The 11,789-nt window shown below is 67.9% G+C and carries 9 protein-coding genes; 1 reads left to right on the forward strand and 8 read right to left on the reverse strand.

All coding sequences use genetic code 11. The features are described 5' to 3' along the window. Nucleotides 1-14: 14 nt before the first annotated feature. The 8 genes from IHQ52_RS21320 to hpf all read right to left on the reverse strand — a co-directional run bounded on the left by IHQ52_RS21320 (nucleotide 15) and on the right by hpf (nucleotide 10,735). Nucleotides 15-1,346 (reverse strand): fatty acid desaturase family protein, encoded by a 1,332-nt coding sequence (locus IHQ52_RS21320; protein WP_006438657.1) that lies wholly within the window; start codon nucleotides 1,344-1,346, stop codon nucleotides 15-17. Between the two features lie 270 nt (nucleotides 1,347-1,616). Beyond that, nucleotides 1,617-2,747, reverse strand: coding sequence for a GNAT family N-acetyltransferase (locus IHQ52_RS21325; protein ID WP_006438658.1), 1,131 nt, complete (start codon nucleotides 2,745-2,747; stop codon nucleotides 1,617-1,619). Between the two features lie 121 nt (nucleotides 2,748-2,868). Further along, the gene (locus IHQ52_RS21330; protein WP_024497771.1) at nucleotides 2,869-3,984 is read right to left on the reverse strand and encodes a ferredoxin reductase; all 1,116 of its coding nucleotides are present in this window, start codon (nucleotides 3,982-3,984) and stop codon (nucleotides 2,869-2,871) included. Between the two features lie 94 nt (nucleotides 3,985-4,078). Continuing rightward, nucleotides 4,079-4,645 (reverse strand): DUF6912 family protein, encoded by a 567-nt coding sequence (locus IHQ52_RS21335; protein ID WP_238063922.1) that lies wholly within the window; start codon nucleotides 4,643-4,645, stop codon nucleotides 4,079-4,081. Between the two features lie 60 nt (nucleotides 4,646-4,705). Continuing rightward, nucleotides 4,706-6,187 carry a wax ester/triacylglycerol synthase domain-containing protein gene (locus IHQ52_RS21340; protein ID WP_096274469.1) on the reverse strand — a complete coding sequence of 494 codons (1,482 nt, stop codon included), beginning with the start codon at nucleotides 6,185-6,187 and terminating at the stop codon, nucleotides 4,706-4,708. 68 nt (nucleotides 6,188-6,255) lie between these two features. Then, the gene (locus tag IHQ52_RS21345; protein ID WP_040005075.1) at nucleotides 6,256-6,867 is read right to left on the reverse strand and encodes an Rv3235 family protein; all 612 of its coding nucleotides are present in this window, start codon (nucleotides 6,865-6,867) and stop codon (nucleotides 6,256-6,258) included. A 55-nt stretch (nucleotides 6,868-6,922) separates the two neighbouring features. Next, nucleotides 6,923-9,736, reverse strand: a complete 2,814-nt coding sequence (gene secA, locus IHQ52_RS21350; protein ID WP_096274471.1) for a preprotein translocase subunit SecA — start codon at nucleotides 9,734-9,736, stop codon at nucleotides 6,923-6,925. A 177-nt stretch (nucleotides 9,737-9,913) separates the two neighbouring features. Then, entirely contained in the window at nucleotides 9,914-10,735 is an 822-nt protein-coding gene (gene hpf / locus IHQ52_RS21355) for a ribosome hibernation-promoting factor, HPF/YfiA family (RefSeq protein ID WP_006438664.1), read from the reverse strand. 384 nt (nucleotides 10,736-11,119) lie between these two features. On the opposite strand from hpf, the gene IHQ52_RS21360 reads away from it, so the two are divergent. After that, a complete protein-coding gene (locus IHQ52_RS21360; RefSeq protein WP_006438665.1) occupies nucleotides 11,120-11,788 on the forward strand; it encodes a ComF family protein in 669 nt (222 codons plus the stop codon). Nucleotide 11,789 lies beyond the last annotated feature (1 nt).

Raw genomic sequence — 11,789 nt, forward strand, 5'->3', positions numbered from 1 at the left:
CCACGATCCCAGAATCAGGCGGCCGCCTCGTCGTCGCGCGTCGCGCGCAGCGGCGTCACGACGGCACGGCTTCCACGGCCGGCGCGCCGCCGCTCGCGCAGACCCGCGATGGCCGATCGCAGCCCGCGACGGGTACCGGTCTGCTCGTCGACGGTGGCCTGCAGGCGCGCGCCTTCCGGCAGCCCCTGCTTGAAGCGACGCTCGGAAGCGGTCTCCGGGGCGTCGTCGGCGGTCGCCTTCAGATACTTGTCCGGCAGCGACAGTTTGGCGATGGTCCGCCAGGTCTTGGCGTACTGCACCGGGAACGGGCCGGAGGTGTAGGGCAGGTCGTACTTGTCGCACAGCTCACGAACGCGCACGGCAATCTCGGCGTAGCGGTTGCTCGGAAGGTCCGGGAAGATGTGGTGCTCGATCTGGTACGACAGGTTGCCGCTCATGAACGCCAGCACGAAACCGGCGTCGAAGTTCGCGCTGCCGAGCATCTGACGCAGGTACCACTCGGCCTGGGTCTCGTGGTCGACGTCCTGCTTGGTGAACTTCTCCGCACCGTCGGGGAAGTGCCCACAGAAGATGACCGCGTTGCTCCACACGTTGCGGATCACATTGCCCAGGGCGGTCGCAGTGGCCGCCTTGCGGTAGGCGTTGACGTATCCCACCTTGTGTCCGGTGGTGGCGGCCACCAGCGCCGGGTAGGCGAGATAGTCCTTGGCGACCTGCTTGCCGACCTTCGACAACACGTCGGCGACGTCGCGCTTGTACTGTTCCTTCTCCTCGGGCGTCCGGCGCTTCTTGCCGAGCTCGAGGTGCTGCACGGCGACTCCGTACTGGAACGCCAGCGCCAGGATCGTGTTGTAGACGAGGTTGCCGTAGTTGAACGGCCGCCAGCGCTGGTCACGCGTGACGCGCAGCAGGCCGTAGCCCACATCGTCATCCATGCCGAGCACGTTGGTGTACTTGTGATGGATGTAGTTGTGGGTGTGCTTCCAGTGCGCCGACGGGTCGGTGTTGTCCCACTCCCACGTGGTGCTGTGGACCTCGGGATCGTTCATCCAGTCCCACTGCCCGTGCATCACGTTGTGGCCGAGCTCCATGTTCTCGACGATCTTGGCCACCCCGAGTGCACCGGCACCGGCCCACCAGGCCGACTTCTTGGTCGACCCGAACAGCAGGGCGCGTCCGGTCAGCTCCAGCCCGCGCTGGAAGCGGATCGTGTTCCGCAGGTAGCGGGCGTCCCGCTCGCCGCGGCTGGCCTCGATGTCGGCGCGGATCGCGTCGAGCTCTGCGCCGAGTGCTTCGACGTCGGCTTCGGACAGATGCGCGTATTCGGGGATGTCGGTGATAGCCATACGTGTGGTCCCTTCGCCGGGTGGGTGGCTGCGCTGGTGTCGGCGTCGACAACCGGTGCGGCTCATGCCTGGGTTCCAAACCCTACGTTTCCGTAACTTACGCAAGCGTAGGTTACTGATCGCGCGTGTGTCCAGCGATGGGGTGGGCGGGTCGTTTCGACGCGGTGCCTCGCTGCGCTCGGTACCGGCTCAACGAGCAGGGCACACGGACGCGGCGATGGGGCGGGCGGGTCCGTTTCGACGCGGTGCCTCGCTGCGCTCGGTACCGGCTCAACGAGCAGGGCACACGGACGCGGCCTCGCGGTAGTCGTCGACGAACAGCTCGAAGCCGATGAGGTCCTCGAAGACACCGTCGGAGCGGGCAGCCAGCTTCTGCCTGCTGACCTCGCGGAAACCGGCCGCGCGGGCGAGTTTCTTGCTGCCTTCGTTGCTGTCGGCGGCGAACAGCGTCAACCGCCGGAACCCCAGCTTCTCGAAGGCATAGCGCACAGACGCCGGGAACGCTTCTCCCAGAACGCCCTGACCGCGCGCCTCGGGATGCGTGTAGAAGCCGGCCTCGGCACCGGTGACCTCGTCGATGTGCAGCAGGGTGATGTCACCGAGGTAGTCGTCGGTCTCCAGGTCGGCGACCGCCCAGGTGCAGGTAAGGCCCTGCGCCGCGGTCCACCACTTGCGCAGACGTTCGGCCGCGGCGTGCTCGAGTTCCAGCGGGTCGGGTCGTGCGAAAAGGTATTTGCGGGAGACCGGGTCGTCGAGGGTTTCGCGGATGCGCGGATCATCGTGCTCGGCGAGGGGCCGGAGACGGAACCGCTCGGTCTCGAACACGTCGGTGCGCCATTCCGTCTTCGGTTTCCGCACATCGTCGGCACGCAGCGAGCCGACCCACGCGTCCCGGATGTGTCCGCGGACCTCGATCCCGTCGGGCACCGCGGCGTCGAGACGGAACCCGCAGGAGTGCGCGACGCGCAGGGCGTCGATGTTGCCCGCGACCGTGGTCCAGCGGACGACCTCTTTGCCCGCCTCGGTGAAGGCGTAATCGACCGCCAGGAGGACCGCGCGTTTCATCACGCCCCAGCCACGGGCGTCGGGGTGGAGGTCGTAACTCAGCCTGCTGAGCGGCCCCTCCCCCTCGAGGTCGACGGTGCCGACGAACCGGCCGTCGAACTCGACGGCCCACAACATCCGGGAACCCTCCGCCCAGGATCGGGGCGCATAGTCGAGGGCGAACCTCTCGGCGGCGGCGCGACTGTAGGGCGCCGGGACGGGTGTCCACCGCATCATGGCCGGATCAGCCGCGAGCTCGACCATGCGATCGAGATCTCGGGGCTCATGAGGCCGCAGGGTCACTCCGCCGTCGGTGAGAACGGGGACGTTTTCGGGAATCGGGACCGCGGCTTTCACCGGTCAGCCTCCAGACCGAACTGGACGCCGAGCTCGACGGGACCCATCACTGTGACCACGCACGTTTTCGAGCGTACCGGCTGTTCCCGCGGCGTCGCCGGGTCACAGACGAAGAAGCAGGTCAGACGTCCAGCGTGCAGTCCCCGGCAGCGGCACTGATGCACGTCTGGACGCGTTCGCCCTCGACATGTTCGACGCCGGAGCGGAGATCGCGCACGCATCCCTTGTCGAGCATCACCACGCAGCTCTGGCAGATCCCCATCCGGCAGCCGAACGGCATGATCGCGCCCGCGGCCTCGCCGGCCTCGAGAAGAGTGGTGGCGCCGTCGACAGCCGCGGTCTTGCCGGACCGGCCGAAGGTCACCGTCCCGCCCTGCGCACCGACCACACCGCGTTCGAGGGCGAACCGTTCGATGTGCAAGCGGTCGGCCAGGTCGGCGTCGGAGTAGAGGCGATGCAGACCGTCGAGGAAACCTGCTGGGCCACACGCCCAGGTCTGACGCTCACGCCAGTCCGGGCACAGGTTCGGCAGCACCTCAGGGGTGATCTTGCCTGCCGTGCGGGTGTACTGCACGTGCAGGTCGACGAGACCCGAAGACGCCATCTCCTCGAGTTCGTCGGCGAAGAGCAGGTCGGCCTCGGTGGGTGTCGAGTGGATCAGGCGGATGTCGGTGTTCTGCTTGCGCTGTTTGACGGTGCGCAGCATCGAGATGATCGGCGTGAGTCCGCTGCCGGCGGTGGCGAACAGGATCTTCTCCGGCAGCGGGTCGGGCAGGACGAACTCACCGCGCGGCGCGGCGAGGCGCACCACGGTGCCCGGCGTCAGGCCGTTCACGAGGTGGGTCGACAGGAAACCCTCCGGCATCGCCTTCACGGTGATCGCGATGGTCTTGTCGTTCGCCGACGTATCGGGGGTCGAGGTGAGCGAATACGAGCGCCACGTCCATCGGCCCTCCATGAGCACGCCGATCCCGACGTACTGTCCGGGCGCGTAGTCGAACGAGAATCCCCAGCCCGGACGAATCCGGATGGTCGCGGTGTCCTCGGTCTCCCGGATCACCGAGATGACCTTGCCGCGCAGCTCGCGCGCCGACCACAACGGGTTGGCGAGATGCAGGTAGTCGTCGGGCAGCAACGGCGTGGTGATGCGGGTGACCGCCGCACGGACCCACTGGGCACCGCGACTTCGCGCCGCGACCCCGGCCACCGGTTCTTCGAATCGCTCGAGCAGACCCAACCCACACACCGCCTTCGACGTCAGGAACACTGCGTTGACACTCTAACCTACGCAACCGTAGGTTAGCGCCGTCAGGAGTCGGGGACGAGTCGGGTCAGAGCAGTTCGAGCAGGAACGGCAGCTCCTGGGTGGCATACCACGCGAGGTCGAAGTCCTCGGCGTCGCCGACGGCCAGTTCGGCGTCCAGGTCGCCCATGTCGGCTGCGTCGATGACGACCACCGCGGCACGGACCTTGTCCTCCGCCTCTTTTACGTCGACGTGGACCGAGGCGATCGCCGAGACCGGAATCGTCCCGGAGACCTTCACCACGGCGTCGTCGAGATCGGGACGGAGTTCCACCTCCTCGACGTCGGCGGCCACCACGACCCGACGCGGCGGCAACGAGGGGGTGTCGCCCGGCTTCGTGACGGCCTCGTCGGCGGCGAGATCGCCCTCGGCGGCGGCGTCGCCGGGCTCCGGCGCTTCCCCGGCGAGCAGGCGCAACGACGCCCGTGCCGCCTCGCGCATCGCGACCTCGGAGAGTTCGTCGTCATCGCCGGAGACGAACGCCTCGCGCAGCGCCGGGGTCAAGGAGAATCCGGTACCGCCGATCGGCCGGAACTCGCCATTCGAGTTGAGCTGCATCAACATTGCCAACGTCGCCGGCAGGTAGACCCTCATTCGACCTTCGCTCCTCGCGGTCCGATTGCGGTACCCGCTCACCTTAGCCGCGACCTCGGCTCAGCCGGTGACCAGCAACTCCTCGAAGGACTCGGCGACGTAATCCGCCATGTCGGGCAGGTCCCGGATGACACCGCGGTCGGCCATGAACGCGAACTGCAACCGGTCGCCGTACTCGACGACGCTGACCGCGAGCGCCCGCGGTGACACGAGAACCGGGATGTAGAAAACCTCGCGCACCGGAACACCGAGCACGAAACGGTCGGCGACCGGCGCCGTACTCATCGCCACCGGCACGTTGTACGAGCGGCTGTCGAGAGACCGGAACGCCCGGGAACTGATGTCGGCGAACGGCACCATACCCAGCTCGGGAAACAGCGGACTCGGGCCGGTACTCATGCGTCGCGACGACTGCGCGTACCGGTCGGCGAGTCCCGCGACCTGGGCGAGCCGCACGGTCGGGTTCGATTCCCCCACCGGCAGGTCCGTCACGAAGCTCGGTTTGCCGACACTGATCCAGCCGGGTTCGGACTCCGCCTCGACCTCCACACCGGGGTCCCGGGTCGACAACGGGATCACCACCCGGACGGTGTCGGCCGGCACCGTAGCCGGGTCGACCGACAGCATCCACCTGCGCATCACCCCGGAGATGATGGCGAGCTCGACGTCGGTGACGGTGCAGTTGTGGTGTTCGGCGATCTTCGCGCAGTCGCGGCGCGGCACCGACGCCGTGGTGAAGGTCCGCGTCGTCGTACCCGAGTTGTTGAGCGGACTGCGGGGAGCGGAGTCGGTGAGCTGGCCGACGACGTCCCCGAACCGCCGGACGGTGTTGCCGACCGCCGAACGCACCTCGGACACCAGGCCGTTGCCGTGCACCATGGTCTCGACCAGGTCGCCCGGACGGGCCATCGCCTCGGCGAGCGCACCGATGACCAGGCTCGTCGTTCCCGGCGGGGAGCCGGGCATCCACAGTTCCTCGGGCAGCGACTCCGGCGTGTCGGTGTCGTCGCAGATGACCTCGCTGATCTCCGGGTGCTCCGGACCATCGATCAGACAGCGGTGCGACTTCGTCAGGATCGCCAGCCGTCCGTCGGCCAGACCCTCGATCAGGTACATCTCCCACAGCGGCCGTGTGCGATCCAACGGTCGGGACATCACCCGGGAGATGAGCTCGGCGAGGTCGGTGGGACCGCCCGGCCGCGGTAGTCCCGAGCGCCGGATGTGGAAGTTGATGTCGAAATCCCGGTCGTCGACCCACACCGGGCGAGCGAGCCCAAGCGTGACCTCGCGGACCACCTGCCGGTACCGGGGCGCACGCTGGAGTCGGTTCTCGACCAGCGACACCAGCGACTGATAGTCGATCGCGGGTCTGCGGGACACGGAAGCGGAAGCGGAACCGTTCTCCCCGGTCGCCGTGTCACCTGCCTTCGTCCCTTCGCCGGCGCAGGGGTCGATGACCAGCAGCGCCCCGAGATGGGTCGTCGACCGGGCATCGTCGAGGAAGTAGTACATCGCGTCGCGCGGCGACAAACGGTTCACCACGCCGCCGATCCTAGCCGCCCGGACGCGTGGTGGCCGGAATCGACAGTGTCAGCAGAACTGCACAGCGGTCAGCAGAACTCGAGCGCCACGAGTTGCCAGCGGTATTCGACCTGACCGAGGCCGGCTCGCGCACCCCGGCCAGCGGCGCGCGGATCGGCTCCACGCACACGGCACGGCTTGCGTTCGACGCGCCCGGCGAAGGCGCGGACCCGCCCGCCACTGGTGTACGACCCGAAGACCTCGGCGCTGCTGGTATCGCGCAGCTGGACGTGGACGCGGTGGAGGACCGTACCGCGAGCCGGCGGTCCCCCGGGGGCACCGCTCGTCTCGGCGACGCGGAAGGCGTCGTGGCGGACCAGTGCCACCACCTGGTCGGCGATCGCGGGCGAGACGGAGTCGCCGAGGTGCGCGATCCCGCGGCGGCGGTCGATGACCTCGAAGAGCAGTCGAGACGTGGCGACGGTGAACCTCCGGGCCTCCACCGCGGCGGCCACGGTCTTGCGCGACGGCCCCGCACCGGAGCGCGGCCGTGGGAACACGGTGCGCTCCCGGTCGGGCCCGGCACCGGTCGCCCCGGCCCCCATCGCGCCGGGCCCGGCCGGTTCATACGTGGGGGCCGGCCGAACCCGAACCCTCGTCGTCTGTGCGCCGGCGGGTGGAGCGGAAGTGAGTGTCTGCATGGGGATTGGACGCAGCCACTCCCCTGTCAGGTTCCGCTTTTCACCCGAAAATTTTTCAGCGGCGCTGCTTCTTGGCCTTCGGCGGCTTCGGGCGGCTGCCCTTGGTGTTCGCACGCGCGGCCGCACGACGCTCCCGACGGCTGGCCGACTCGGCGGCACCGGCGAGTTCCTCCTCCTCGGAGTGGACGACCGTGCCACCACCCTCGTCGGGCCCGGAGAACGTCATCGGCACGTCACCATCTGTGACGCCGGACCCCCGCAATGCCGCGGGCACCTGCGAACCGGCGTCGGTCGCCGGGGCGGGTGCACCGGCACCGACCGCGGCACGCAGATCGGCCGCGGTGGGCAGCGGCGCCTGCGGTGCCGGCTGCTCGGTCTGCACCTGTGCGTTGAACAGAATGCCGAGCGCTTCCTCCTTGAGGCCCTCGAGCATGCCGGTGAACATGTCGAAGCCCTCGCGCTGGTACTCGACCACCGGGTCGCGCTGCGCCATCGAACGCAGGTGGATGCCCTCGCGGAGGTAGTCCATCTCGTACAGGTGGTCACGCCACTTGCGGTCGAGGACGCTCAGCAGGACGCTGCGCTCGAGCTGGCGCATCGCACCCTCACCGGCGAGCTCGTCGATGGCCTGCTCACGCTTGTCGTAGGCGGCCTTCGCGTCGGCGACGAGGGTCTCACGGAGCTCCTCGGCCGAGATGTCGTCGCGCTCACCGTATTCCGTCTCTCCGACGACCGCTTTGGGATCGAGTTCGATCGGGTACAGGGTGCGCAGGGCGGTCCACAGTTCGTCGAGATCCCAGTCCTCGGCGTAGCCCTCGGCGGTCGCGCCGTCGACGTAGGCGCTGACCACGTCGTCGATCATCTGCTTGACCTGCTCGTGGTGATCCTCGCCCTCGAGGATCTGGCGGCGCTCGGCGTAGATGATCCTGCGCTGCTCGTTCATGACCTCGTCGTACTTGAGGACGTTCTTGCGCATCTCGAAGTTCTGCTGCTCGACCTGGGTCTGAGCGCTGCGGATGGCCTTGGTGACCATCTTGGCCTCGATCGGCACGTCGTCGGGCAGACGGCTCATGATCGCCTCGAGCGCACCGCCGTTGAAGCGGCGCATGAGCTCGTCGGCGACGGAGAGGTAGAACCGCGACTCGCCCGGATCGCCCTGACGGCCCGAGCGGCCGCGCAGCTGGTTGTCGATACGACGCGACTCGTGGCGCTCGGTGCCGAGCACGTACAGGCCGCCGGCCTTGCGCACGGCCTCCGCCTCGTCGGTCGCCTCCTTGCGCGCGACCTCGATGGCCTCGTCCCAGGCCGCCTCGTACTCGTCGGGCGTGTTGACCGGGTCGAGACCGGCCTTGCGCAGACGGGTGTCGGCGATGATGTCCGGGTTGCCGCCGAGCACGACGTCGGTACCACGGCCGGCCATGTTGGTGGCCACGGTGACCGCTCCCAGACGGCCCGCCTCGGCGATGATCTGGGCTTCCTGCTCGTGGAACTTGGCGTTGAGGACGTTGTGCGGGATCTCGCGCTTCTTCAGCTGGCGCGACAGGTACTCCGACCGCTCGACGCTGGTGGTACCGATGAGCACCGGCTGGCCGATCTCGTGACGCTCGACGATGTCGTCGACAACCGCGGCGAACTTGGCCTCTTCCGTCTTGTAGATCAGATCGCCCTGGTCCTTGCGGACCATGGGTCGGTTGGTCGGGATCGGTAGCACCCCGAGCTTGTAGATCTGGTCGAACTCGGCGGCCTCGGTCTCGGCGGTACCGGTCATACCCGACAACTTGTCGTAGAGACGGAAGTAGTTCTGCAGGGTGATCGTGGCGAGAGTCTGGTTCTCGGCCTTGATCTCGACGCCTTCCTTGGCCTCGATCGCCTGGTGCAGGCCCTCGTTGAAGCGGCGGCCGTCGAGCACACGTCCGGTGAACTCGTCGACGATCAGGACCTCACCGTTGCGAACGATGTAGTCCTTGTCGCGCTGGAACAGCTCCTTGACCTTGATGGCGTTGTTCAGGTAGCTGACCAGCGGCGAATTGGCGGCCTCGTACAGATTGTCGATGCCGAGGCGGTCCTCGACGAACTCGACACCGGCCTCGTGCACGCCGATCGTCTTCTTCTTGATGTCGACCTCGTAGTGGACATCCTTCTCGAGCAGCGGCGCGATGCGCGCGAACTCGGTGTACCACTTGCTCGACCCCTCGGCCGGGCCCGAGATGATCAGCGGGGTGCGCGCCTCGTCGATGAGGATCGAGTCGACCTCGTCGACGATCGCGTAGGCGTGGCCGCGCTGGACGAGGTCGGCGAGCGAGTGCGCCATGTTGTCGCGCAGGTAGTCGAAGCCGAACTCGTTGTTGGTTCCGTAGGTGATGTCGGCTGCGTAGGCCTCGCGGCGCGCAGATGAGGACATGCCGGTGAGGATCACCGCGGTCTCGAGGCCGAGGAAGCGGTGCACGCGCCCCATCCACTCGGAGTCGCGCTTGGCGAGGTAGTCGTTGACCGTGACGACGTGGACGCCGTCGCCCGACAGCGCATTGAGGTACGCCGGCAGCACACAGGTGAGGGTCTTGCCCTCACCGGTCTTCATCTCGGCGATGTTGCCGTAGTGCAGCGCCGCGCCGCCCATGAGCTGCACGTGGAAGTGCTTCTGGTCGAGCACGCGCCATGCCGCCTCGCGGGCTGCCGCGAAGGCCTCGGGCAGCAGCTCGTCGAGCGTCTCACCGTCGGCGATCCGTTTCTTGAACTCGTCTGTCTTGGCTCGCAGTTCGGCGTCGGAAAGCGCCTCGAACTCGTCGGACAGCGCCTCGACGTGCGACGCGATCGCGTCGAGTCGCTTGACCATGCGGCCTTCGCCGACACGCAACAGCTTGTTCAGCACCGTGGATCGAGTCCCTCACCTGTAGAAAACACACGGAATCCGGCCCGTGCGAACACACAGACCGGATCCCATGGTAGCGAGGTGAGCTGAGCAGACCCTGATCGACCGGCACGTTGGCCGAAGACTTCATCCCTTCGGATTCGTCGGCGGCTCACCGGAAGGGCGGCTCAGCGGCGTTCAGGTCAGGCGGATGAGGCCGTAGTCGAACGCATGCCTGCGGTACACCACCGACGGCTTGTCGGTCTCCTTGTCGTGGAACAGGAAGAAATCGTGCCCGACGAGCTCCATCTCGTAGAGCGCGTCGTCGACGTTCATCGGTACCGCGGTGTGTTCCTTCACGCGGACGATCTGACCCGGCGTGTACTCGTCCACGTCGTCATGATTGGACGTCGTGGCACCGGCCGCGGCGGTCCCGGGCTCACCGACGAGCCCCTCCACGGACAATTGGTTGTCCCGCAACGGCGGTGCCCCGATCTCGGTGGCCTCGGCCACCGACAGCGGACGGCGGTTGCCGTGGTGCACACGGCGCCGGTCCTTGACCCGGCGCAGGCGGGATTCGAGCTTGTCCAGGGACCGCTCGAGTGCGGCGTAGAAGTTCTCGCCGCAGGCCTGCGAACGGACGATCGGACCCTTGCCCTTCGCGGTGATCTCGACCTGCTGACAGGCCTTGGACTGTCTCCGGTTGCGTTCGTGGTACAGCTCGACGTCGAATTGGAAGATCGTCGGATCGAATCGCTCGAGGCGGGCGAGCTTGTCGCCGACGTAGATGCGGTAGTGGTCGGGTATTTCGACGTTCCGGCCGCTGAACACGATCTTGGCGATGGGCTCGGCGGGTTCGTCGGATTCCACCGTCCCCGGTGGGCGGACGAACGCGAACTCCTGGTCGTCGGAGTCGGTTTGGGCGGGTTGGTGGTCGGGCTCGAGGCCCTCCTCCACGGTCGGCCTCTGCTCTGCGAGTTTGGGTTCGCGCTGGCCTCTGCGGTGGATGACGTTGGACATTCAACTACCTCCTGAATTGTTCCCGGCGCGCCTGATACATCGTGATCTGTTGTCGCACTGATGATTTGGTCGACGTCGAGGATTAGTCCATGCCAACTGACAGCTGACACTCAACGGCAGGGGCACCACCTCCTGAAAACCGGTCGTTACCGGCGCGGGGAATCTGTTGTCCTCCCGGCAACCCGATGTACCCACGACCGTAGTCGCAAGTTCGGGTATCGGCCACGTTTTGGCCTGCCGCGTCGGCGGAGTCGGGACAAGTGGGGTACGAAGGCCCCGGCACGGTGATCCCAAGGTCTCGGCACACGTCGTCCAACAGGCCGATCTGTCCACAGCCGGCGCGACGCCACCGGGTTGGGCCACGACCGGACCTAGGGTCGGGACATGACCTGGCGACAGGTGCCGGCCGCGGCGGCGGATCTGGTCTTTCCCCTGGTGTGCGGCGGGTGCGGGCGGCCGGGGACGCCGTGGTGCCCACGCTGCGACAGGGCGTGGCACGACGTTCCCGTCGCCGCCCGGCCGCGCATCCCGCCCGGCGTTCCGGTGTGGGCTCTCGGGCGCTACCGGGGTCCGCACCGGCAGGGGATCATCGCGGTCAAGGAACACGATCGGCGTGATCTGATCCCACCGCTGGGCGCCGCACTCGCCCACGCCGTGCGGGTCCTGGCCGGCTGGGGCGAGATGCCCGACGCGGATCGCCTGACATTGATCCCCGCACCGACCCGCCGGATGAGCGCCCGCCGTCGCGGCGGCGACCGGGTGACCGCGATCGCCGAACACGCCGCACCTCTTCTGGGATCCCGGGTCGTCGTGACGCCGCTGCTGGTGACATCGGCGACCGCTCGCGACTCCGCCGGACTCGACGCCCGGGCGCGGGCCCGCAATCTCGCGGGTGCGGTCCGTCTGCGCGCCGGTCCGTGTCCACCGCTCGGTGGCGCGGCACTACTGATCGACGACGTGATCACCACGGGTGCCACCGCGGCCGAGTCGGTGCGCGTACTGCGTGCGGCCGGGGTCGGGGTCGCGGCGGTCGTGGTGCTGGCCGCCGCCTAGC

Origin of the sequence: Gordonia amicalis (genome assembly GCF_022059885.1) — a bacterium.
Taxonomy (GTDB): Bacteria; Actinomycetota; Actinomycetes; order Mycobacteriales; family Mycobacteriaceae; genus Gordonia; species Gordonia amicalis.

What these genes read in the sequence shown, in the direction of transcription:
- IHQ52_RS21320 (WP_006438657.1), bottom strand. Translation starts at nt 1,346, where the DNA reads ATGGCTATCACCGACATCCCCGAATACGCGCATCTGTCCGAAGCCGAC.
- IHQ52_RS21360 (WP_006438665.1), top strand. Translation starts at nt 11,120, where the DNA reads ATGACCTGGCGACAGGTGCCGGCCGCGGCGGCGGATCTGGTCTTTCCC.
- IHQ52_RS21345 (WP_040005075.1), bottom strand. Translation starts at nt 6,867, where the DNA reads ATGCAGACACTCACTTCCGCTCCACCCGCCGGCGCACAGACGACGAGG.
- IHQ52_RS21335 (WP_238063922.1), bottom strand. Translation starts at nt 4,645, where the DNA reads ATGAGGGTCTACCTGCCGGCGACGTTGGCAATGTTGATGCAGCTCAAC.
- hpf (WP_006438664.1), bottom strand. Translation starts at nt 10,735, where the DNA reads ATGTCCAACGTCATCCACCGCAGAGGCCAGCGCGAACCCAAACTCGCA.